The organism is Betaproteobacteria bacterium, from assembly GCA_009377585.1.
Classification (GTDB): domain Bacteria; phylum Pseudomonadota; class Gammaproteobacteria; order Burkholderiales; family WYBJ01; genus WYBJ01.
This window is the reverse complement of sequence record WHTS01000065.1, coordinates 1-22,230: the sequence shown is the minus strand read 5'-3', so window position 1 is coordinate 22,230 and position 22,230 is coordinate 1. Positions and strand designations below refer to the sequence as shown.

Annotated in this window: 18 protein-coding genes; 8 read left to right on the top strand and 10 right to left on the bottom strand. The window is 65.7% G+C overall.

The features are described from left to right. Positions 1–28: 28 nt before the first annotated feature. From GEV05_19100 to GEV05_19085, 4 genes are read left to right on the top strand one after another with little or no spacing between them, the layout of a single operon-like run. A complete protein-coding gene (locus GEV05_19100; GenBank protein MPZ45455.1) occupies positions 29–1,006 on the top strand; it encodes a tripartite tricarboxylate transporter substrate binding protein in 978 nt (325 codons plus the stop codon). Positions 1,007–1,059: 53 nt separating this feature from the next. Then, entirely contained in the window at positions 1,060–1,965 is a 906-nt protein-coding gene (locus GEV05_19095) for a polysaccharide deacetylase (protein MPZ45454.1), read from the top strand. An 8-nt stretch (positions 1,966–1,973) separates the two neighbouring features. Continuing rightward, positions 1,974–2,990, top strand: coding sequence for a hypothetical protein (locus tag GEV05_19090; protein MPZ45453.1), 1,017 nt, complete (start codon positions 1,974–1,976; stop codon positions 2,988–2,990). 56 nt (positions 2,991–3,046) lie between these two features. Beyond that, positions 3,047–4,015: a tripartite tricarboxylate transporter substrate binding protein gene (locus tag GEV05_19085; protein ID MPZ45452.1), complete on the top strand. Its 969-nt coding sequence runs from the start codon at positions 3,047–3,049 to the stop codon at positions 4,013–4,015. A 23-nt stretch (positions 4,016–4,038) separates the two neighbouring features. On the opposite strand, the gene GEV05_19080 is transcribed toward GEV05_19085, so the two are convergent. Together GEV05_19080 and GEV05_19075 are read right to left on the bottom strand one after the other, a co-directional pair. Then, the gene (locus GEV05_19080; protein ID MPZ45451.1) at positions 4,039–5,169 is read right to left on the bottom strand and encodes a hypothetical protein; all 1,131 of its coding nucleotides are present in this window, start codon (positions 5,167–5,169) and stop codon (positions 4,039–4,041) included. Continuing rightward, positions 5,166–8,321 carry a CHAT domain-containing protein gene (locus GEV05_19075; protein MPZ45450.1) on the bottom strand — a complete coding sequence of 1,052 codons (3,156 nt, stop codon included), beginning with the start codon at positions 8,319–8,321 and terminating at the stop codon, positions 5,166–5,168. The genes GEV05_19080 and GEV05_19075 overlap by 4 nt, the downstream gene beginning before the upstream one ends. Before the next feature lie 126 nt (positions 8,322–8,447). Here GEV05_19075 and GEV05_19070 point away from each other — a divergent pair, with 126 nt between their 5' ends. Both GEV05_19070 and GEV05_19065 read left to right on the top strand, forming a co-directional pair. Further along, positions 8,448–9,824 (top strand): hypothetical protein, encoded by a 1,377-nt coding sequence (locus tag GEV05_19070; protein ID MPZ45449.1) that lies wholly within the window; start codon positions 8,448–8,450, stop codon positions 9,822–9,824. Next, positions 9,821–11,809, top strand: a complete 1,989-nt coding sequence (locus GEV05_19065) for a CHAT domain-containing protein (protein ID MPZ45448.1) — start codon at positions 9,821–9,823, stop codon at positions 11,807–11,809. The genes GEV05_19070 and GEV05_19065 overlap by 4 nt, the downstream gene beginning before the upstream one ends. 194 nt (positions 11,810–12,003) lie before the next feature. Here the strand turns inward: GEV05_19065 and GEV05_19060 are convergent, their stop codons facing one another. The 6 genes from GEV05_19060 to GEV05_19035 form a co-directional block, all read right to left on the bottom strand. Next, positions 12,004–12,420 (bottom strand): PIN domain-containing protein, encoded by a 417-nt coding sequence (locus tag GEV05_19060; GenBank protein ID MPZ45447.1) that lies wholly within the window; start codon positions 12,418–12,420, stop codon positions 12,004–12,006. Next, complete coding sequence (locus GEV05_19055) at positions 12,387–12,677, bottom strand: prevent-host-death protein (protein MPZ45446.1); 291 nt, start codon at positions 12,675–12,677, stop codon at positions 12,387–12,389. The genes GEV05_19060 and GEV05_19055 overlap by 34 nt, the downstream gene beginning before the upstream one ends. A gap of 88 nt (positions 12,678–12,765) precedes the next feature. Beyond that, positions 12,766–14,514 carry an ABC transporter permease subunit gene (locus GEV05_19050; protein MPZ45445.1) on the bottom strand — a complete coding sequence of 583 codons (1,749 nt, stop codon included), beginning with the start codon at positions 14,512–14,514 and terminating at the stop codon, positions 12,766–12,768. Positions 14,515–14,613: 99 nt separating this feature from the next. Then, positions 14,614–15,729, bottom strand: a complete 1,116-nt coding sequence (locus GEV05_19045) for an extracellular solute-binding protein (protein MPZ45444.1) — start codon at positions 15,727–15,729, stop codon at positions 14,614–14,616. Between the two features lie 413 nt (positions 15,730–16,142). Further along, complete coding sequence (locus GEV05_19040; protein MPZ45443.1) at positions 16,143–16,931, bottom strand: DUF2437 domain-containing protein; 789 nt, start codon at positions 16,929–16,931, stop codon at positions 16,143–16,145. Between the two features lie 35 nt (positions 16,932–16,966). Continuing rightward, positions 16,967–17,752, bottom strand: a complete 786-nt coding sequence (locus GEV05_19035) for an MOSC domain-containing protein (protein MPZ45442.1) — start codon at positions 17,750–17,752, stop codon at positions 16,967–16,969. Between the two features lie 357 nt (positions 17,753–18,109). Here GEV05_19035 and GEV05_19030 point away from each other — a divergent pair, with 357 nt between their 5' ends. Together GEV05_19030 and GEV05_19025 are read left to right on the top strand one after the other, a co-directional pair. Next, the gene (locus GEV05_19030) at positions 18,110–19,573 is read left to right on the top strand and encodes an amidohydrolase family protein (GenBank protein ID MPZ45441.1); all 1,464 of its coding nucleotides are present in this window, start codon (positions 18,110–18,112) and stop codon (positions 19,571–19,573) included. 115 nt (positions 19,574–19,688) lie between these two features. Further along, positions 19,689–20,615: a hypothetical protein gene (locus tag GEV05_19025; protein MPZ45440.1), complete on the top strand. Its 927-nt coding sequence runs from the start codon at positions 19,689–19,691 to the stop codon at positions 20,613–20,615. A gap of 145 nt (positions 20,616–20,760) precedes the next feature. Here GEV05_19025 and GEV05_19020 read toward each other — a convergent pair whose 3' ends face one another. Continuing rightward, positions 20,761–21,195: a hypothetical protein gene (locus GEV05_19020; GenBank protein MPZ45439.1), complete on the bottom strand. Its 435-nt coding sequence runs from the start codon at positions 21,193–21,195 to the stop codon at positions 20,761–20,763. Between the two features lie 593 nt (positions 21,196–21,788). Next, the gene (locus GEV05_19015) at positions 21,789–22,229 is read right to left on the bottom strand and encodes a hypothetical protein (protein MPZ45438.1); all 441 of its coding nucleotides are present in this window, start codon (positions 22,227–22,229) and stop codon (positions 21,789–21,791) included. Position 22,230 lies beyond the last annotated feature (1 nt).

Below are 22,230 nucleotides of genomic sequence, written 5' to 3'. Positions count from 1 at the left end.
AACTCCTGATCCACTCGATGGTCCCTCGATGAGAATGACATACCTCGCATTGGCGAGTGGCCTGCTCGCTTGTACCCTTGCGGCCGCGCCCGCATGGGCGCAGACCGGCTACCCGGGCAAGCCGATCCGCTTGGTTCATGGCTTCACCCCGGGCGGCATCTCGGACGTGCTTGCACGCGCGATCGGGGCCAAGCTCTCCGACAGGCTCGGCCAGCAGGTCCTGGTCGATCCGCGCCCGGGCGCGGGCACCACCATTGCCTCCGATCTCATCGCCAAATCGCCCGGCGACGGCTACACGCTGTTCTTGCAGGACATCACCACGCACGCGATCAACGCGAGCCTGTATCGCAAGCTGCCGTACGACTCGCTCAAGGATTTCACGCCCATCACGCTGATCGCCGCGACCCCGCTCATGCTGCTGGTGCATCCGTCGCTGCCGGCGAAATCAGTGCAGGAGCTGGTGGCGCTCGCCAAGAAACGCCCGAACGAAATCGCGCATGGCTCCTCGGGCAACGGCACCATCCTTCACCTGGCCGCCGAGATGCTCAAGTCGATGTCGGGCGTCCGGATGATCCACGTACCTTACAAGGGCAGCCCGCAGGCGGTCGCCGCCCTGCTCGGTGGCGAAATCGCGCTTTCCTTCTCGACCATGCCGCCGGCGCTCCCCAACGTGCAGGCCGGCAAGCTGCGTGCGCTCGCCGTGACCACGCCCCAGCGATCGGCAGCCGCGCCCGACGTGCCGACGCTGAAGGAAGCGGGTCTGCCGGAGTTCGAGCTGGTGCTCTATAGTGGCATACTGGGCCCGCGCGGCGTGCCTGCGCCCATCGTCGAACGACTGAACGCGGAGATCGGCAAGGTGGTGCGGCTGCCCGAGCTCGAGAAGATCTACAGCAAAGTGGGCGCGGTGGCAGTCACCAATTCGCCGCATGCGTTCGCCGCGCACATGAGCGCGGAAATGACCAAGCTCGGCAAGCTGGTCAAGCTTTCGGGCGCGCATATCGACTGACGCCGCGCCGGCATCGAGACCGGCAGGCTTGCTCAATGGAGGATCGAATGGCGATGTCGCTCGTACCTCAGCAATCGCGCTACGACTACGTGCCGCTCACCGAGCGCAAGGACTACACCTGGCCCGGCGGCAAGCGGCTCGCGTTCTGCATCACGACCAATGTCGAGATCTACGCTTACGGCAAGGGTCGCGGTCACGACAACGCCAAGCACGGCGAACCGCAGACGCAACGCAATTACTCCTGGCGTGATTACGGCAACCGCATCGGCATCTGGCGGCTGTTCGACCTCGCCCAGGAGCTCGACATGCCGCTCGCGCACAACGCGAACAGCCTCCTCTACGAGCACGCGCCGCAGATCATGGAACGCATCCGGGCGCGCGGCGACGAGATCGTCGGGCACGGGCGCACCAACTCCGAGAACCTGCAGGATTTCCGTTGGGAGTCCGACGAGGTGCGGGTCATTGCCGAGATCACCGAAACATTCCGCAGCCACGAGGGCAGGCCGCCGAAGGGCTGGATGGGCGCGGGCACCTACGAGAATCCCTGGACGCCCGATGTCCTCAAGGAGGCGGGCTACAAGTACCTCATGGACTGGCCGCACGACGATCAGCCGATCTGGATGCGCACGCGCTCGGGCCCGATCCTGTCGGTGCCCTATCCGGCCGAGCTGAACGATTCGCCCCAGATCATCCATCGCCAGCATACCGGTCGCGAGTTCTGCGACATGATGGTCGACCAGTTCGAGGAAATGGTCGAGCAGAGCGCGCAGCACCCGCTGGTGTGCAACATCTCCATCCACCCTTTCGTGTTCGGCTATCCGTTCCGGCTGCGCCCGCTGCGCACCGCCCTGAAGCACTGTTTCGCGTCCAGGTGCATGGACAGGGTGTGGAAGTGCAAGCCGGAGGACGTCGCCGATCACTGTTACGCGATGAAGCCCGGCATCATCCCCGGAAGCTGAGAAAGACGATGGCAAAGACCGAAGCAAAGCCGCTGTGGGACGGGCAACCCGAGGGCCGCTGGTTCACGCGCATCGAAGTGACCAGCATGCTCAACGGCGCCATGCTGGCGCTGCCGTTGCACGTCGTCACCGGAAGCAAGCCCGGGCCGACGCTCGGCATCGTCACCAATACCCATGGCGACGAATTCCTGCCCTCCACCGCCATCCGCACGCTGCTCGATACGCTCGACCCCGCGACGCTACAGGGAAGGCTCGCACTCATCTCGGTCGCCAATCCGCTCGCGATGGCGAACTTCGGGCGACAGACGCCGGAGCAGCACGGCCGCACCGACCTGCACGAGGTTTACCCGGGCAATGCCCGCGGCAACACGACGCAGATGATCGCCGCGCAAATCGCCGAGCACGTGATCCGGCACGCCGATGCGCTGATCGATTTCCATTCGGGCGGCAGCGGCGGACGGCTGCAGGCGCGCGTGGACTACAACAGCCAGGCCGCGGCCGAGGTCAAGCAGCGATCCCTCGACATCGCGCGCGCCTTCGGGCAACCGTTCGTGCACGAGAACGAGTTTGCCGGCGCCGCCTCGCATTACGCCAATGGCATCGGCATCCCGGCGTTCAATCCCGAGATGGGCGGCTCGTACCTGGGGCCCGAGAACACGGCGCTCTATCAGCGTCAGGCCATCGACGGCTTGAAGAACGTGATGGGCGCGCTCGGCATGCTGCCGGGGCCCACGGCAAAACCACCGCGGCAGATCCACTTCGACTCCAAGGCGCGGCGCGAAATCCGGCCGAAGCAAAGCGGCTACCTGGAATCGTTCTTCGAGCGCGCCGACGATCTGGGCAAGCGGGTCGAGGCAGGCACCCGCCTCGGCCAGGTTGTCGATCTGCACACCTTGCGCGTGATCGAGGTGCTGACCGCGCCTGTGGACGGCTATCTTTTCTTCTCGCGCTATTCCGGCGTGGTAGGCTCGGGCACGCAGGCGTTCGCCATCGCGGATGCGGCGCTGTCGACCTTTCTGGAATAAGCGCGGCCGCTCGCCTGCGGGAGCACCCCGTCCAAGAACGATCTCACGGAGGAGTCATGCCGCAGTACCGTCACATCGCATTCCTGTCGCTTGCATTGCTGGCCGCAGGGCCCGTTTGCGCCGCAGCGCCGTATCCCGAACGATCCATCCGCCTCATCGTGCCCTTCCCGCCCGGCGGCGGCACCGATGCGCTCTCGCGCATCCTCGCGCCCAAGTTGACGGAATACCTGGGCCAGCAAGTCCTGGTCGACAATCGCGGTGGTGCGCAGGGAACCGTCGGCACTGCGCTCGGCGCCAAGGCGGCGCCCGACGGCTACACGATGCTGTTCGCGCATTCAGGCGCGCTCACCATCAACCCGCACATGTACAGCAGGCTGAGCTACGACACGCTGAAGAATTTCGCGGCCGTCTCGCGCGGCACCGAGATGCCCTATATCCTCGTGCTGCATCCCTCGGTGCCGGCGAAGTCGATGCAGGAATTGGCTCAACTCGCACGTTCGCGCCCCGGCGAGCTCACGTTCGCGTCCACCTCCGCCGGGCCGCAGCTGATGGGCGAGCTCTTTCGCCTGACGACGAAAACGAAGATGGTGCACGTTCCCTACAAGGGAGCGGGACCAGCTCTAACAGATCTTCTCGGCGGCCATGTCGGCATCATGTTCACGGTGCCGACCTCGGTGGGGCCGCACATCCGGTCAGGGAAGCTGCGCGCGCTCGGCGTTTCGGGACCGAAGCGCGAGGAAAGCCTGCCCGACATTCCGACCATGACCGAGGCGGGATTCAGCGATTTCGGCCAGGCTCGGGAATGGTACGGGTTCGTCGTTCCGAGCGGCACGCCGGCCGAAGCGGTGACGAAGCTCAACGCCGCGCTGGTGCGCGCGCTCAACGATGCCGACGTGCACAAGCGCCTGCATCCGCTCGCACAGAAGGCGGTTCCGAGCACTCCGGCGGAATTCGGCGACTACATTCGCAGCCAGTACGCGCTCTGGGGCAAGGTCGTGAAGGCCACCGGCGCGAAGGTGGATTAGTAGCGGCCGCGCGTGGCGCCCGCTCAGGTCTCGGTCGAGGCAGCGATCCGCCGCCGAATTGCACCCAGGTAGCATTCGCTGGCCGCATCGAACGCTTCCACTTCGTACCAGGCGCGGCCGGCCAGGGACAGCCATTCTGCCGTGTCCAGTGCAGCGGCCTTCGGCACGGCAGCCGCAGCCGAGTAGCCGCGCGCGGCGCCGGCCCAGTCGCCGCCGTACTCGGCCAGCAGCGCACGCTGGTACAGCGCATGGGCGAAGTCGTCGCTGTCCGAGTGTCCAAGCCGCGGCAGGATGTCGATGACGCGCTCACTCAGGGTGACGGCTTCCGGGTAGCGCTTCGAATCCCGCGCGGAGAGCAGCCGGCCGACCAGGTTATGCAAGACAGCCGCCGCAAGTTGCGTATCGGCGAGCGCCGGCGTGCTATCGATCACCGTGCGCGCACGCTCCAGCGCGCGCAACTCGCTTGCGTGATCGCCGCGCGCCGAAAAGACGCGGGCACTGGTGTTGAGCAGGCTCGCCTCGCATTGCGCGTCGCCGATGTCGTGGGCCAGCTCGATTGCATCGGCGAGTAGCGGCAGCGCATCGTCGACACGCTCGGCCCGGAGCAACAGCTCGGTGTAGATCTGCAGCCAGGACAGCCGATCAGCGGGCGCCGAAGCATCCGAGGTGCGATAGCGATGCACCTGCCGCAGCATCGTCAACATTGGCTCCACCAGCCGAGCGCGGTGATACAAAACCGCCATATCGAGCAATACGTCTGCGCCGCGGCGTTCGAGCGGACCCGTGTAGTGGGTGGCGACCTGGCCGATGAGCGCCATCGTCTGGTTGCGTTGCTCGATCGCACCGTGCATCTCGTAGAGCGCACCGAGGTTGTGCCACAGCAGCAAGTCATCGTCGACATGATGCTGACCCGTGGCTTCGAATACGCGTTGTGCCTGCAGAAACAGGTCTTCGACCGCGTGCGGTTCACCCCGCGGGACCAGGGCCGTAGCCGCTTCCAGCAGGGCAAGGCCGAAGCCGCGGCTCACCGGCAGGGAATCGTCATGGGCAATCGTCCTTGCCTGTCCGAGCAACTCGCTCACACCGGCGGCATCGGTGAGGCCCGAGGCCTGTTGCGCAAGTGCCTTGAGCGCAGCAATCGGATCCGCAGTCATTGCAGTCGCTCCATGTCCGGCGCCAGCACATTGTGCGACAACGCTCCGGCCGCGCCCCAGGCCACGAAGGCAGCCCAGATGCCCGGATGCGCCCAGCGCGGCCGGCGTCGGATCTCGTGCTGTGCCTGCTGCAGCGCCTCCGCCCGGCCTGTCCCGTCGAGCAGGCGCCGGTAGAAGCTCTCCATCAGCGCAGTCGTCGCGTCTTCATCGACCTCCCACAGGCTGATCACCTGGGCCGCTGCACCGGCGATCGCGAAGGCGCGCCGCAGCCCGGCGAATTCGCCGCCGGCCGGGATTGCGCCGAGGCCGGTATCGCAGGCCGACAGGACGACCAGCTCGGTACCGCGCAAGTCGAGCGCGGCCAATTCGGCTGCGGTGACGAAGCCCGAAGAGCGGCCGGGCGCACTGCGGTTGGCGCCGGCGAGCGCAAGCCCTGCATGCAGCATCGGATTGGCGGCGGCCGGTCGCAATGCACGCTCGATGAAGAGATACTCCCCGCCCACTCGGAGACTGCTCGAAGCGAGCAACGGCGGCGTCTCGCCCGCCGGCGTGAACCAGCCGTGGGTGGCAACGTGCAATAGCGCGGGCCGCTCGATCGCTTTCAGCGCGCTCACGTTCGCATCGGCACCCGCAAGAACCCGGCAGCGCGGGAACAGCGCCGCGATGACCTCTGCCTCGTCCCGAGTTCCGGGCAGTGGCTCCAATCGCAGCGTGGAGGGCACCGAAGCCGCCGCTACCGGTGCGCCTGAAACGTCCACCGCGTCGAAGTCGGGATCGACCACAATGACTACGGCTGCATCTGCCGCAGCCGGCGGCGATGAGCGCAACAATTCACGCCCGCTGGTCAGATGACTGACGACGTAGCGCTCCGCGAGCATCGGCGCACCGAGGATTGCGAACGGCAGCAGGTTCAGCTCGCCATCGGGCGCAACGAGCAGCAGCGATGCGCCTGCCAGCAAAGCATCGAAAGCACCCCACAACCGCTCGTACAGATCCGCCGCGGCGGCGCTCACGGCATCGGTGTCGCTGTCGAGGTCGCGCAGCAAGGCGCGCAGCTCGTGCGCCGCCCCGTCGATGGCGTTGGCCTCGCCGAGATCGAACCAGCAGGGATCGCCGCTATCGCGCAAGACCATGGCGGCATAGCGTTGCTCGCGCCACGGCGTTCCGCTGCCGCGGCGAACCGGATCGAATCGCGACCAGCGCAAGTACTCCACGAGAACGGTACGCTCGGAAAGTGCGCCCTGCACCGCGCTCAACGTGACGGGCTCGAGCGCACCGAGGCCGATCGCGTGTTCATGGCTGATCTCTGTCTGGAGACGGTCTTCCTCGGCCTGCAACGCGGCCAGCGCCCGCGGATCGTACCGGTCTCCGAAGAGCTGTGCGGACAGGACCGTGTGTGCGATACGCCGCCGCAGCTCCTCCACCCGATCGAGCTGCTCGCGCGCGACAGCGTCGAGCCGCGCACGAACGCGGGCGTGAGTGAACGCAAGCGCATCGAGCACGCCGGCTTTTCGCTCCAGCAGCAATTCGGCCGTCGCGCGCGCCACTTCTCCGCGCGCACCCGCGGCGAAGCAGAACGAGACCAATCGGTACAGTTCGCTCTGCTCGACATGCGCCGCCTCCAGCCGCTCGCGTTCGCTACCCACCAGCAGGGTGCGCTGGAAGTCGCCTGCGCCAAGTTGCCGGGCCAGGACGAAGGCGCGCTGCGCCGCGCCGAAATCGTCGCGCGCCCAATGCACGAGGGCGAGATTGGCGTGCACGGTGGCGATGAAAGGATGCGAGGGCCCGAGGCTCGCCTGCCAATGCTGCAGCGCGCGCTCCATGCCGTCGCGCGCAGCCTCGTGCTTCGCGAGGTGGTAGTGCAGCAGCGCCTGGTTGTACAACAGCCAGGGATACTCGTTGCCGAGCACGTTTGCGTCGCCGAGCGCGAGCGCTTGCGTATACAGTTCGTCTGCTCGGTGCTCGTCGTCGCGCAGGAAGCAGACGTATCCGAGATTTCCCAGGGCACTGGCGAGTCGCTGTGGCTCAGGGGCACCCCGCTCGCGCAGCAGCCGAATCGCACGCTCGAACATGCCGATCGCGGCCGGAAAGGAGCCGGGGCCGCGCTCGCGCAGCGTCTTGCCGAGATCGATCAGGAGCTCCGCGGACTTCTCCGGCTCGAAGCCTGGCATCGCAAGCAGTCGCAGCAAGCCCTGCTCGGCTGGTTCGATGTTGCCTTTGTGCGCTTGCACATTGGCCAGCAAACGCAACGCGCGCACGGTCTGCGGCGCAGCGCTGCCGTAGATCGCTTCCAGCAGGTCGAGCGCGCGCGTCGCGAGCCGCTCGGCCGGACCCAGCTGCGCGCGCCGAAAAGCTTCCGATCCGAGCTCGAGGAGCGCGCGCGCGATTCGATGCTTCTTCACGTCGGTGCCGCCGCCGGCCGCGCGCAGGAGCCAATCGATCATCTCGTCGGCGCGCTGCTCCTCGTCGCGCTTCAGCAGCAATGCGATCAGGTTGACGAGCGGTATCGACGCATCGCTGGATTCGAGCGATCCGACCAGAAGATGCGTATGGATTGCGCGCAGCAGTGTGGCCCGCGCCCGGGCCGTTTCGTCGCGGCGCCTGTAGAGCAGTCCCAGGTTGCCGAGAACGGTCGCGACATCGGCCAGGTAACGGGGACCAAGCCCTTGCAGCACCCGCAGAGCGTGCCGATGAAGTTCTTCCGCACGATCGAGCTTGCCCCGGCGCACCAGCACGGAACCCAGGTTGTCGGCCGTGAACGCGCCTTCTGCTCCATCGAGATCCGCGTCCGGGCGCAGTGCGAGCGCCCGCTCCAGGTGGCGCTCGGCCGACTCGAGCTCGCCCGCCCGCTCGTCGAGCTGGCCGAGATTGTTGTGGATGCTCGAAGCCAATCCGGCCCCCTGCTGCGCCGAGCGTTCCAGCAGCTCCAGCGCCAGATTGCAGGCACGGCGTGCCTCGGCGTCGAAGCCGCGGTCGAAGAAGAAGACACCGAGGAGATTGGCGCCGTGCGCGACCGGAAGCTCTGCGGGCAATTGCGGGCTCGCCTGACCCAGGAGCTCGCGTGCGCGCGCGACGGCGTCCTGCGGACGTTCGTTCCAAAGCGCCTGCAGCCGCGCGACCTCTTCCGCGAATGCCGAGCCTCGAGCGTCCATCGTCGCGCCCTCCGATCGCGTCCGGGACCATGCTAAAGGAATGGCACTGTCTGGAACAATGAACGATTGCCGGATCCGTGTCGGTCGCGCTATAAATGCGAGCGGCGTGTTGCTGGAGGAGATGTCATGGCCGGCTTCCCCGACTTGGTGATACTGCTGCCCGGAATTACCGGCAGCGTACTGGCCAACAAGGCCGGCAAGGAGCTCTGGGCACCTTCGGCGGGTGCCGTCTGGCGGGCGATCACCAGCAGCGGCAAGAGCATCACGGGCCTCGAGTTGTCCGCCGAGGATTCGCGCGATGACGTCGAGGCAACGCGCCTGGTGCCCGATGCCACCATCGTGCCCGGGCTGGTGAAGATCGACGGCTATTCGCGCATCGAGCGTTACCTGGTCGAGCAGCTCGACCTCGAGGCCGGGCGGAACTATTTCTCATTTCCCTATGACTGGCGCCGCGACAACCGCATGAGCGCCAGGCGCCTGGAATCGGCCGCGATGGATTGGCTCGAAACCTGGCGCGCGAGCTCCGGCAACGGCGAGGCGCGGCTCGTGCTCATCGGGCACTCTATGGGTGGCCTGGTCGCCCGCTACTTCGTGGAATGCCTCGGCGGCTGGCAGGTCACGCGCACCCTCCTCACCCTGGGCACGCCCCATCGCGGCTCGCTCAATGCCGTGGGGTTCCTCGAAAACGGCATGAAAAAAGGCATCGGCCCGTTCGGGCTCGACCTGTCCCCGCTGCTGCGCTCGCTGCCGTCGGTGTATCAGCTGTTGCCGATCTATCCGTGCGTCGCGGCCGGCGAAAGCCTGCAGCGCGTGGCCGATGCCGCGCGCGCCGGCCTCCTCAAATACGTCGATACGCAGCGCGCTGTGGCCGCGCGCGCATTCCACCAGGAGATCCAGGACGCGCAGGCACGCAATGCGATGGATCCAGCGTACGCAGAAAACGGACCGACCGTCGTGCCGGTGGTGGGCATCGAGCAGCCGACCGCGCAGTCGGTCGAGGTCCGCGCCGGCGAGCCGACGCTCGTCAACAGCTACGAAGGCAGCGACTACGGTGGCGACGGCACGGTGCCGCGGGTCTCGGGCACGCCGATCGAGCTGAGCGAAGCCGCGCGCGAAGTTTATGCTGCCGAAATGCACGGCGCGCTGCAGAACGCGGATGGCACGCTCGCCAATCTGAAAGGTGTGCTGACACGCGACAGGATCGATTTGCGCAAGTTCCAGCGCGCCGAGGATGCGGTCATGCTGACACTCGAGCTCGACGACGTCGTACTGCCGGGCGAGCCGCTCGCGCTGCGGGTTCGCCCGTCGGAAGGCAATCCCAGGATCGAGGTGACGTTCACGCCGCTCGCTGGCGGCGAAGCGATCGAGGAAGCGCTCGCACGCGATAGCGAGCCGGGCTGGCGCTCCGGCGCCTTCAACCTGGCTCCCGGCACCTGGCGCGTCACGGCTCATGCGCAAGGCGCGACGCCGGTGAGCGACCTGGTCGTCGTCGCGGCGCCATGAAGATCGGCTGGAGCACCGAATTCGTCGTGCTCGACGGCGAGCGCCCGGCGGCCGAGCAACTCGCACGCCTGAAAACGGCGGGGAAGCGATGGATTGTCGTCCTGCGCCCGAGCTTCGGCTACTGCTACGTCTTCACCGCATCCGAGTTGGTGGAGCGAATGCGCCGCGTCGGCGTTGCGCGCGATCCCGGCGCTACCCCGCCCCTGGCCGAGGTGCTCGATCTGCACGAGCAGCAATCGAGCACCCGGGTGAGCGACAGCGCGCAGCTCGCGCCGCCCGATTTTTCCTGGCGCCCGGACGAGGACGCCCCCAGCGCGAGACGCTTTGTCGAGATCGGGACGAACGATGAGGTGGTCGCGGTCGGCGGCGATGACGTGACGCGCGAGCGCAAGACGCGCGCGATGCCACCCCAGCCGCCGGAGCCGCCGAGTTTTAGCAGGCCGCGGCCGGCCTCGATCGCGCCTCCGCAGCCCGTGGCCGCACAGGTCGAGGACGAGGGGACTCTGCCGGTGCGCTATCCCTCGATCGAACCCGCCGAGGCGCTCCGAGCGGGCGCGCGCGTGACGCTGGTCGTCGACCTGTTGCGTGAGGCGCCGGCGCATAGCCCCAACGGGCCGCTCGAGCTTGGTCCGCAGTCTGCCGACTGGCGTACGCTCGCGCTCGGTGTGACCCTGGTTTCGGCCGCAATCGATTTCGAGGACGGCGGCCGCGGACAAGTCACGATCCGCCGCAACGACAGCTCGATCCCGCTACGCCTCGCAGGGCGGGTGCGCGACGACGTTGCAGCGGGCAGCGACGTGGACGTGCACGCGCAGTTCTGGAACGGCACGCGCTGCTGCGGATCGGCCTTGCGCACTCTGGTGGTCGGCGCGAAGTTCGCCCAGGTGGCCAAGGAACGATTGCAAGGGGAAGTGCAACCTGACTTGACCGCCCGGGCGCCCGACCTGACGTTGTTCATCACCCTTTTCGATCGCGCGGCGCCGGGTCGCATGCATTGGCGCATGATCACCGAGCCGTTCGATGGGTTGCCCCCGCAGCTGGACGCCGTCATCGATCTCGGCAAGGATCCGGCTGCCGAAGCGGCGGCGATGTTCAAGCAGTTCGCGAATCTCGAGCGCGGCAAGCACCGCGCGCGAATCGAGGGCTTCGGCGAGCGGTTGTGGGAACGCGCGCCAGCGCAATTTCACGCCGTCTACTGGGCCCTGCACGATCACCATCGGCGACCGCTGGCGATCCAATTCGTCAGCGACGATCCCCATCTGCCATGGGAGCTGATGCGACCGCACCGCGACGGGGAGACGCATCCGCCGCTCGCGCTACGCCACGCGGTCGCACGCTGGATCGGGCGCTGGCAGGGCTACATGCGCAATCGGCTCGAGGCCGGGCAAGTGGTTGCCATCGCGCCGCGCTACAGGAGCGCGAGCGCCCGCCTTTCCCTGGCGGAGTTGAGCGCGCAGCAGCTCGTCTCGACCCTTGACGCCAAGTCGGTGAACGGCACCCTGGCGGCAATGCGCGCGCTGCTCGAATCGCCGCCCGAGGAGCCGGTGGCGCTGCTCTTCTTCACCGGTCACGGCGTCTTCGATGCCGGCGCCGCAGCCGCATCGGCGATAAAGCTCGAGGACGGAACGCTGAGCGTCGACGAAGTTGCGCGGCGCGAAGTGCGCCTCGGCGAGCGGCACGGCACAGTCGTTTTCTTCAACGCCTGCGAGGTCGGCGCCACCGGAGACGCACTCGGCGCGGTAGGAGGGTGGGCAGACGCTTTCCTGTCGCGGCGCTTCCGCGCCTTCATCGCACCGCTATGGGCGATCGACGAAGAGGACGCGGCACAGGTGACGCAGGAGCTGATGACCAGGATTGTTGCCGAGCGAGTACCGGTCGGCGAAGCGTTGCGCGACCTGCGCGCAAAGCACGGCGACGTCTCGCCCACGTATTTCTCCTACCTGCTGTACGGCGACGTGACGGCTCGCATTTCAGCGCCGACTTGATAATACGGCCCCGGCGATTTCTCGTGCGCGATCGCCGAGGAACGTCCACGACACGGGCCGCCTCGGTCTGCGCCTGGCTTCTAAGGTGGTTTGAATTTCCTATACGCAGCTGCGAGCCGTGAATTCGGAAAATGCGGCTCAGCGTTCGGTGCACGATGCCCCGCAGCCGGTAGCCCACAACGATGGGCTACGCGTCAGTTGGCGTAGATCGTAATCCGCAGCGCGCGGGCTGCTTCGACCAGGCGTTCGTCGTAGCTGGCGAGGCTGACAGCCTGTCCTTGCCTACGAAGAAAGTCCATGGAGGCCAGGTGGAGCGCGTCGAGGGTCCGGACCGGCCTGGGGAATGCTTCCAACGCCCTCGTGAGCACCGGCGGGGAAAGTTCAACGATGGCAACTCGGCTCAGCAGGGAGCGCACCTCGTCGCCGTGCGTGCGGCCGAGTTTGCGCGCATGGATGCGGGTCCACATCTCATACTCGAGAAGACGGCTGGAGATCAGCTGCTCTCGCCAGAGGCTTTCGGGGGGCGAATGATCCTCGGCGAGAAGCTGTGCCAGCGCCACCGAAGTGTCGAGATAGATCAACGCACGCCCCGGTCCCGCTCCAGCTCCCATTTCAGCTGCCGAAGAGTTGTTGCCGGCTTGCGCGGTGGCACGTCGGTCGACGGCAGCGCGGGCGGCGTAATAAGCCCCTGGCGCATGGCGTCGGCCAGCAAGGCGTCCGCCAGCAGGGGACTGCGGCTCCGGTCGGGCGGAACAAGCTCCGCCACCACCCGATCGCGATCGGTCACGAGCACCGTTTCCCCGCGCTCGGCGAGGCGAACGTATTCGCTCAGCTTGTTCTTCAATACCTTCAGGCCCACGGCTCGCATGACCAGCAGGGTAGCTTCCGGTAGCTACCTGTGTCAAGATCGATGGGGTCACAGATCGATGGGGTCACTAGGACAATACTTTCGAGGATCAGGCGGACAGCGCCTCGGGGCCCGCCACGCGCCGGAAGAGGTAGATGCAGCCGAGGAGCAGCACGGTTTGCACGACCGCGAGCGCGCAGGTGAGCGCCTCGTTTTCGAATTCCTGGAGATAGTAGATGCCCACGGACAGCGTCTCGGTGCCGGCTGAGTAGAGAATGATCGAGATCGGCAGCTCGCGCAGGAAGATGATGAAGAGCAGCACCCAGCCGGCGAAGATGCCGGGCTTCAGCAGCGGCAGGGTGATCCGCCGCAGGGTGGTGAACCAGCTTGCGCCGGCCATGCGGGAGCTCTGGTCCAGCTCTTCGGACACCGCCAGCAGGATGGAGGAGACGTTGCGCTGCCCGTAGGGGAAGAAGCGGGTGACATATCCCAGCAGCAGGATCCACAGCGTTGCATAGATCGGGGTCTTGATGAAGGTGATCAGCACCCCCATCGCGAGCACGATGCCCGGAAAACCGATCGGAATGAGGCACAGGTAGTCGAGGGCGCTGCTGCCGAGCCCCCGGCGGCGGTGGATCATGAAGCTCATCACGATGGCGAGGATCATGGCCACCGTGGCGCCGGTAAACGCCAGGAGCAAGCTGTTGCCGATCCCGTTGGTCGCCGCCTCGATGCTTTCCGGCCACCAGAAGAACAGGATCTTCCGGTAGTTCCAGAATGACATCTGGGACGGAATCACGTAACCCTGCCAGACCCGGTGCAGGCTCACGACCAACAGCGTTGCCAGCGGCAGCACGACCGCGACAAAGATGAACGTGAGGTTGTAACCGAGCGCGGCCCACTTCCAGCGGCCGAGATCGATGACGTTCGGCCGGAATCCCTTGCCCGTGACGGTCGTGTACTGCCGCGGCACGATGATGCGCCGCTGGACCCAGATGAGTCCGGCCGTGATGATCCCGAGCGTCATGCTCATCGCCGCGCCCATCTGGTAATTGGCGTCGTCGCCGACGGCGAAGGTGAAAATCTCGGTGGTGTAGGTGGGGTAGCCATAGGGTGCACCCAGCTTGAACGGGACGCCGAATTCCCCGGCGCTGGTTACCAGGCAGATGATCATGCCAGAGAGGATGGCCGGCGTGACGAGCGGCAGCGTGACGGTGAGCGTCGTCCGCAACAGGCCCGCCCCGGTCGTGCGGGCGCTGTCTTCCAGCGAGGGATCCATGCGCCGCAGCGAGCCCACCACGAACAGATAGACGAGCGGCGCGTGGAAGATGCCGGTAACCCAGATGACGCCCCAGATGTTGTCGACGTTGAGAATCGGGTCCGTCGCGCCGGAGAGCCAGCGCCAGAAGTTGTTCAGCAGGCCCACTTGCGGCGATGCGAGGTTGTGCCAGGCGATCGCACCGACGAACGGGCTCAGGAAGTAGGGGATGAGATTGAAGGGCTCCAGCGTCTTGCGCCAGGGGCAGTTCGTGCGGGCGTTGAGCCAGGCGAGGGAGACGCCCAGGATCACGGAGAGCACGGTCGATCCCACCGATATTGCGACCGTGTTGAAGAACGCCTCCCGCAGCACGGAATGGTGGAATATCTGCCGGTAGTTGCCGAGTCCCCACTCGGCGTTGAAGCCCAGCTCGTCGAGCACGCGGAAGCTGGAGACGACAAGCGCGAAAAGCGGCACGACAACCGCGGCGGCCACGACGATCGCGACGATCGACGTGACGACGTTTTCCTGGGTGAACAGGCTCCGCCAGCGCGCCGCGTGGGCGCGCGCGGGGCCTGCCGGAAGCGTTCTCGTCGACACGGGCTCGAGCTAACGGAGTGCCGGCACCCGCCGGGCGCGCGGGGAGCCTCCTGGTTGAGCTCCCTGCGACGGCAGCCGGCGCGCCAGCCCAGTCACCGGCTACTGGAAAACCTTGCGCCATTCCTGGCGCATTTGCTTGAATTGCTTGTTGGTCTCGAGCTCGTCCTTGATGGCGATCACATGGATTTCGCTCAATTCCAGCATGTACTTATTGACCGACTCCGGCGGCTTGTAGTCTTTACGATAGGTGATGACGGACGCCTCCCGCTCCGAGATGATGTCGAGGCCCTCCTCGCTCAGCAGGAACTCGACGAAGAGCTTGGCGGCGTTCGGGTGCGGCGCGCCCTTCATGGCGGCGAGCTGGCGGTTGAGCAGCACCTGGCCCTCCTTGTAGGTGCCCCACCGCAGCTTCTTGGCGAGCGACGGTTCCTTTTCGATCGCCTGGAACGCACGGCCTACGAGATTCCACATATCTATCGGCCGCTCGCAGTTGATGACCATCTGCATCTTCGGCTCGGTGCGGAAAGCGACCAGGGGATCCTGCGCCTTCAGCTTCTTCCACATGCCCTTCACGTCGAAGCCGGCCTGCTCGAGCCCCAGCGTGGTGAAGGAGTAGGACGAGCTCTTGGTCACGTCGCTCGCGATGGTTTTGCCCTTGAATTTCGGGTCGAGGACGTCCTTGTACGACGTGATGTCGACGTTCTCCATGCCGGGACACGATGCGTTCCATACGGGCTGAAACGTGTAGGAGCTCCCCACGACGAAGTAGGGGTATTCGAACAACGCCCCCGCCTTTTTCGCGTTGGTCTCGTGATACTTCCACTGCCCGCTGTCGAGCTTCATGAAGGCCCCTGCCTTGGCGGCTCCGTGGAAGAAGCCGGCCCCGGCCGTCATGATCACGTCGAAGGTAAAGCGGCCCGCCTTGAGCTCCGCGCGGGCCATGCCGATCGAGGGGCCGGTACCCTTGCGGATGTTGGTGTACTTGAAATCGTCGCCCAGTCCGTAGCGCTTGCGGAATCCTTCCTCGAGCGCCCGGGTGGTCTTGTCCTGAAAGAGCGAGATCAGCGAGACGAGCGCGCCTTCCTTCTTCGCGAGCGGAATCAGCTTCTTTTCCTGGGGAGTCAACTCGCTTGCACCAGCGGAAGCCGCGAGCGCGAGGGCAACTATCGATACGGCGCTGCCAAGAACGATACGAATGCCACGGGCATACTTCATGACACTCCTCCTCGTCTTTGATTTTCAGGCGGCCGACATGGTCGCGAGCGCCGGAATGGCTTCCGACGCTAGCTTACATTCAACTACCGCAGCTTGTTCGACGCAAGAGTTTCGCTTCAGCGCGGGCGGGAATTCGCCATGCAGCACGCATTCGTCGCGCGTACCGTACGCGCATGCCAGTGCGGTGAAACCTGGATTACGCAATCGTGCCGGACACGCGGCAGCGATACTCGCGCTCCTGGTGCATGGGAATCGTAGAACATGCCCGTCTCCTTCAGAAACGGGCTATACCAAGCTACCGGTGGTACCGTAGCGTAGCGGTCTGAACGGGTAGGCTTTGCGACGCGACGATGCCGGGAACCAGCAGCACCCCGGCGCGCGCCAGAAGCGATCCAAGCCTGGGCATGAGTGCCTCAGCCTTCTGCGACCACCTTGTTGCGCAGGATGCCGATGCCGGTGATCTCGATCTCGCACACGTCGCCGGGCTTCATGTTGCGCGGCGAGCCGTCGGTGCCCATCCAGAGCACATCGCCCGGGTAGAGCGTGCAGTACTTGCTCACCTCGGCGATGTAGATTTCGACGTCGTGGATCATGTTGGCGGTAGCGAAGCGATCCACCTCTTCGCCATTCAAGCGAATGGTCGTAGTCATGCCACGGTAGTCGAGATCGGTGACGATCCATGGCCCCATCGGCTTGAACGTGTCGGCATTCTTTGCCCGCCACATGGTGCGATCGCCGCGCTGCCAGGTACGCTCGCTCACGTCGTTGCCGATGGTCCAGCCGAAGACGTGCTCGAGCGCCTTGTCCTGGGGGACGTTCCTGCCCTGCTTGCCGATCACGGCGACGAGCTCGCCCTCGTACTGAAAGATGTCGCCCGAGTCCTTCGGCTTGACGATCGGGTCCTCATGGGCGCACAGCGCGTTGTTGGCGCGGTAGCCGATGTCCGGCTTCTCCGGGAAGACCGGCTCCACGCCCCTGCGCCTGGCCGACTGAATGATGTGATCGCGATAGTTGATGCCGACGCAATAAAACGTCGACGGCACGGTGGGGATCAAGAGCTTCACGGACGAGAGCGGGTGCCGCGTCGAGGTCATCGTATGCAGACCCCACGGCGCAGCGTCCGTGGCGACTACGCTGTCGTCCTCGATCCTGCCGTAGGCGACCTTGTCACCCGCCTGAAAACGAACCCATTTCGTGCTCATGCTGTGTCCTCCACCCTGTCGATCGATGCGAAATGTTAACCCGGAACGACGGCGTCGCCGACGCGGATCTCACCGCCCGCCAGCGACAGCATGCCAACGCCGAACGTCGGCTCCTTCTGACCAAAGGCCCTGACCAACGTCTGCATGACTTGCAGATCGCGCTCGCCGGTCGCGGGATTGGCATGCGTGGCCAGGCAGCGCACCTTCGGTACCATGCTTTCGAATACGACATTGCCGACGCGCACCGCGCCGCCCACCCAGGACTGCTCTTCCCAGGCGCTCACGCCGTCGATCACGATGTTATGCCGGAAGCGTCGCTCGTTCAGATCTCCGTGGCCGAGGGCAACGCCGGCCGATGCCAGGCTCTCACGGCTGTGCAACGTAACCTGCCCCGTCCGGTTATCCTGGTAGCGCGGCGTCTTGCCGTCGCCCACCAGCTTGAGCGGCAGCCGAGCCGGCTCTCCCTTCAAGGGACTTTCGTCCAGCGACAGCACGTAGTCGGTGATCGCCGCCACCAGGCGCGCGCGTCCCGCTTCGTCCAGCGTCTGGTCCGCGACGACTTCGGCGCCGAGCGCGATCGTCAAGCGCTCGCTGCGCTCGTCGAAGCGCACGCTCAATCGCGCAAGCCCCGGCGTGTTCGCGAGCACCACGCCGTGGTACTTGCGACACCATTCCGTGTCCGCCGCCGGCGCATCGGCGAAACGGAAATTGAGCACGCGATCGCCCGCCACGCGCCCGCCTGGCAGCACGCTGATGCGCTCCACCGGCTGCGGCGTGAATCCCTTGACGGGATAGCGATACAGTGCGACGACCTCTGCCATGATGCCCGGGCTCCCGGATTCGTTCAATCGAAGCTCACGCTCTCCACCCAGTTCGAACCCTTGCCGGCACGAACGTAGCCGCCAGCACGGGATCAGCGACCAGCAACGATGCGAACGCCATGAGTAGTCCCGGCTTCCAATTCATCTGGGATCCTCCGCTGCGGGTGGACACGCGCACTACCAGACGCCAAGGTACGTGAACGCCGGGCTCGGCACAATACCTGGAGCGGCTGGCGGATGTCGCCGGCCCACGCCCGCGTGAAGCAGGCGGTTTGACTTCGCGATGAGGCAGGCATAGCCTTTCGTGCAGCAACCGGTGTCTGATCACGACCCCATTTTCCCGCCAGGAGGAGTCAGATGAGCACGCATCGTACGCCGCATGAAATCCGCAAGAACCTCACGCACCCGGTGGTCGACGGCGATGGCCATTGGATCGAATACCCTCCGGTGTTCGCCGAAAGGATGCGCAAGGTCGTCGGCGATCTCGGTGCCGACGGCTTCCTCAAATCGCAGCGCCGCATCCCCGAGGCGCTCAGCCTCAGTCCCGCGCAGCGCAAGCAACGCGCCGTCGGCATGGAAGGGTTCTGGACCCGGCAATCGACCAACACGCTGGATCGCGCGACGGCCATGATGCCGCGCATGCTCTACGACCGGCTGGACGAGCTCGGCATCGATTTCGGCATCGTCTACCCGACCGCGGGCCTGGGCATCTACCGCATCGCGGACGATGCGACCCGGCGCGCGGTGATCCGTGGCTTCAACGTCGTCACGCACGATTACTTCAAGGGGCTCGAGGATCGGCTAACTCCGGCGGCGGTGATTGCGGTCAACACACCGGAAGAAGCGATCGAGGAGCTCGAGTTCGTGACCCGCCAGCTCGGCACCAAGGTCTGCATGTTCGCGAGTGGCGTGCGCCGGCCGATGCCGCAAGCGCAAGGCGCCGATCCGGATGTCGCGCGCTTGGCGCAAGGCTTCGACCAACTCGGGCTCGATAGCGAATACGACTACGATCCGGTATGGCAGAAGTGCCGCGAGCTCGGCATCGCGCCCACTTTCCACACCAGCGGGCGCAGCTACGGCGAGCGCAACAGCCCGACCAATTTCACCTACAACCACATCGGGCACTTCGCCGCGGCCGGCCACGCCGTGGCCAAGGCGCTGTTCCTGGGCGGCGTGACCCGGCGCTTCCCCGATCTGCGTTTTGCCTTCCTCGAAGGCGGTGTGGGCTGGGGCTGCCAGCTCTTTTGCGATCTCATCGAGCACTGGGAACGGCGCGGCGCCAGGGGCCTGCAGCACATGGATCCGGAGAAGCTCGATCGCAAGCTCCTGCGCAGCCTCGTGGACAAGTACGGCTATGCCGACATTGCCGCCGAGCTCGACCGCCGCGACGGCTGGCCGATGAAAGAAGTCGATTCGATCACCGGCGGCGTCCCGCTGGACGACTATCACCTCTGCAACATCACCCGCAAGCAGGACTGGATCGATCTGTTCGCCACCCCGTACTATTTCGGCTGCGAGGCCGACGACCGGCTGAATGCCGTCGCCTTCGGCAAGACCATGCCGCTGGGCGCCCGGATCAACGCACTGTTCAGCTCCGACATCGGCCATTTCGATGTCGTCGACATGCGCGATCCGCTGCCGGAAGCCTACGAGCGGGTCGAAGACGGCCACATCAGCAGCGACGACTTCCGCGACTTCACCTTCGGCAACGCGGTGCGCCTGTGGGGCACGCAGAATCCTCGCTTCTTCGAGGGCACGCGGGTGGCGAAGGAAGCGGCGACCCTGCTTCGTCTCCAAACGCCGAGTCGCGCTGCGGCATAGCGACGCGAGCGGCGGCCACAACCAACGAGGCACGGTCGCGACTGCGGCGTGCCTCGTAGCGGCGGCCGCCCGGGGCTCGTCGCGCGGGTCGCGCTGTCCTAGAATGCGTGCCTGAATGGCGATTTCCGCCTGCACACAGGAGCAAAGCGACGTGGACAAGATTCGAATCCAGTTCACCCTGTTTTCCGCGTTCTACTCACCGCTCATTTCCACCATGTCGGGCGGATTCCTCAAGGCGGAAGGCCTGGATGCGGAATGGTCGGTCGCGCAGCCGGGTGTCTCGGCGCTGGCTGCGTTGAAGAACGGCTCCGCGCACGTTGTCCAATCGGCCCTGAGCCAGGGCTTCGCCTCGCTCAACAAGGGCGAGACGCCAGAGGCCGTGCATTTCGCCCAGATCAACGAGATGGACGGATTCTTCCTCACCGGGCGCGCGGCGGACCCGAGCTTCAGCTGGAAAAAGCTCGAAGGCGCCGAGGTGGTCATGTTCAAGGAAGGCCAGCCGCTTGCCATGTTCAAATACGCCTGCCACAAGGCGGGTATCGATTTCAACAAGCTGAAGCCGATCGCGTTCACCGGCGCAGCCGACATCGACCGCGCCTTCCGCCAGGGCCAGGGGCAATACGTTCAACAGCAGGGACCCTACCCGCAGCAGCTGCAAGCCGATGGCGTCGGCCATATCGTGGCGCAAGTCGGGAAGCAGATCGGACCGTGCGGCTTTTCGAGCATTGCCACGACCCGCGACTGGCTCGCGGGCGACATGGCAAGAGCGTTCATGCGGGCCTACAAGAAGACGCGGCACTACATGAACGAGACGCCGGCCGCGGAAATCGCCAGAGCCGAGAAGCCGTACTTTCCCGACATCGACGAGAAGGTCCTGGCCGATTGCATCGCGACCTACCAGCAGCTGGGCTGCTGGACGCCGCACGTGGAAATCACCCAGGCGGCGTTCGAGAAAACGCTCGATGTGTACGAGTACAACGGTCTCGCGAAGCAGCGCTATCGCTACGATCAGGTTTGTGCCGCGCCGCCGGCGACGGATTGACGGATACAAATCGGCCTGCTGTTGATCTGCTGTGCTGGTGTGGTGACTCGTAAATTCGTTGTAATTCGTCATTCCCGCGCAAGCGGGAATCCAGAACGAGACTCCGCCTGGCCCCCCGCGTTCGCGGGGGTGACGAACTTCTGACTCAGGACACTCGTGGATTGGAGCGTGCCTCCTCCACCATTTCGAAGTCGGCCTTGGTCGCGCCGCAGTCCGCGCAACTCCAGGTTTCCGGCACGTCTTCCCAACGCGTTCCCGGTGCGATGCCTTCGTCCGGCAGCCCCTCGGCCTCGTTGTAGACGAACGAGCACAGCAGGCAGCGCCACGTCTTGAGCGCGCGGTCTGCTACCGCTGGCGCTGCCTGGATGGGCGCATCGTGCCTGGGGAAATGCAGGATCAGCGCGTCGAGGCCTTCTTCCCCGGCTGTGAGCTGCAAACGGCCTTCGTCGGGCGCGACGTAACCGATCGTGAGCGCGCGTTGTTCCTTGCCATCGCCGTGCAAGCTCCCGCGCAGCACGACCAGATACTGGCCGCCCGTCCCTGTCGGGTCGGGCGCCTGCGTCGTCGCGTTCGGTTTCATGCGCAGCGAATAGGCGGCGAGCCCCCGATCGTCCGCAACGTCCGGAACCGCTTGCAGGCTTACGTCTTCGTCGCAACTCTGGAAGATCGCTTCGCGCGAGAGCTGCCACGGCTTGCGGCCGGCCGCCTGTACGAGCTGCTCGCGCTTCTCGGGCAGGAACTGCGCGCCCTCCGCATCCCGGCGCGCCCGGATCGTGAGCCATGCGATGCCGCTCGCCCCCGCCGTGATCGGGCCGTAGGGCGTATGCGCCCGGGCGAAGTGCACCGTGTGAGGGCGAACCGCGTGCTTGCCGAGCGTGCCGCCCCCCTGCACGATGACCTGGAACTGATCGACGTCGTGGTAGTGGGTGCGCAGCATCCGGTGCGGCGTATTCTCGACCAGGAACGCCTGCGGCAGGCGCGTGCCCTTCTCGGGCTGGAAGAAATAGGTATTCCACCTCGACCCGTCCTTCAATTCCTTGTGGATTCGCTTCTCCGCCAAATCGTCCCAAGCCAGGGTCGCCGCCATCGTATTGCTCCTGTATGTCATGTGAGAAAAATTGGAGATCGGCTCGCGCGCTCGCCGCTACCCGCCGATTCTCCAAGCCTTCGATCCTACTGCGAATGCTCCAGCCCGATGGACCGGATCACCTTGTGCCATTTCGCGGCCTCGGCCTTGATGAATTCGGCGAAGGCGTCCGGCGTGCTGGGAGACGGATTGGCCCCGAGGCTCGCCATGCGAGCGCGAAACTGCGGCACGCTCAAGTGGCGTCCGATCTCGCGCGAGAGCTTGTTGACGATATCCGGCGGCGTACCAGCCGGCGCGAGCAGGCCGTTCCATCCGATCACGACGACTCCGGGGTAGCCCGACTCGGCCAGCGTGGGCGTGTCGGGAAAGGCCGGATCGCGCTTCTCCCCCATGGTGGCGAGCAGGCGCGCCTTCTTTGCCGCGACGTGCTCGGCGATGCCGCGCATCGACACGAACATGAGCGTGGCCTGCCCGCTCATCACGTCCACCTGCGCCGGGGTCGTGCCCTTGTAGGGTATGTGCAGCATC

Coding starts and splice junctions, on each gene's coding strand:
- GEV05_19020 (MPZ45439.1), bottom strand. CDS start 21,195: ATGAAACCGAACGCGACGACGCAGGCGCCCGACCCGACAGGGACGGGC.
- GEV05_19060 (MPZ45447.1), bottom strand. CDS start 12,420: ATGGGAGCTGGAGCGGGACCGGGGCGTGCGTTGATCTATCTCGACACT.
- GEV05_19070 (MPZ45449.1), top strand. CDS start 8,448: ATGGCCGGCTTCCCCGACTTGGTGATACTGCTGCCCGGAATTACCGGC.
- GEV05_19085 (MPZ45452.1), top strand. CDS start 3,047: ATGCCGCAGTACCGTCACATCGCATTCCTGTCGCTTGCATTGCTGGCC.
- GEV05_19045 (MPZ45444.1), bottom strand. CDS start 15,729: ATGAAGTATGCCCGTGGCATTCGTATCGTTCTTGGCAGCGCCGTATCG.
- GEV05_19040 (MPZ45443.1), bottom strand. CDS start 16,931: ATGAGCACGAAATGGGTTCGTTTTCAGGCGGGTGACAAGGTCGCCTAC.
- GEV05_19090 (MPZ45453.1), top strand. CDS start 1,974: ATGGCAAAGACCGAAGCAAAGCCGCTGTGGGACGGGCAACCCGAGGGC.
- GEV05_19055 (MPZ45446.1), bottom strand. CDS start 12,677: ATGCGAGCCGTGGGCCTGAAGGTATTGAAGAACAAGCTGAGCGAATAC.
- GEV05_19080 (MPZ45451.1), bottom strand. CDS start 5,169: ATGACTGCGGATCCGATTGCTGCGCTCAAGGCACTTGCGCAACAGGCC.
- GEV05_19025 (MPZ45440.1), top strand. CDS start 19,689: ATGGCGATTTCCGCCTGCACACAGGAGCAAAGCGACGTGGACAAGATT.
- GEV05_19075 (MPZ45450.1), bottom strand. CDS start 8,321: ATGGACGCTCGAGGCTCGGCATTCGCGGAAGAGGTCGCGCGGCTGCAG.
- GEV05_19030 (MPZ45441.1), top strand. CDS start 18,110: ATGAGCACGCATCGTACGCCGCATGAAATCCGCAAGAACCTCACGCAC.
- GEV05_19035 (MPZ45442.1), bottom strand. CDS start 17,752: ATGGCAGAGGTCGTCGCACTGTATCGCTATCCCGTCAAGGGATTCACG.
- GEV05_19065 (MPZ45448.1), top strand. CDS start 9,821: ATGAAGATCGGCTGGAGCACCGAATTCGTCGTGCTCGACGGCGAGCGC.
- GEV05_19015 (MPZ45438.1), bottom strand. CDS start 22,229: ATGCTGCACATACCCTACAAGGGCACGACCCCGGCGCAGGTGGACGTG.
- GEV05_19095 (MPZ45454.1), top strand. CDS start 1,060: ATGTCGCTCGTACCTCAGCAATCGCGCTACGACTACGTGCCGCTCACC.
- GEV05_19100 (MPZ45455.1), top strand. CDS start 29: ATGAGAATGACATACCTCGCATTGGCGAGTGGCCTGCTCGCTTGTACC.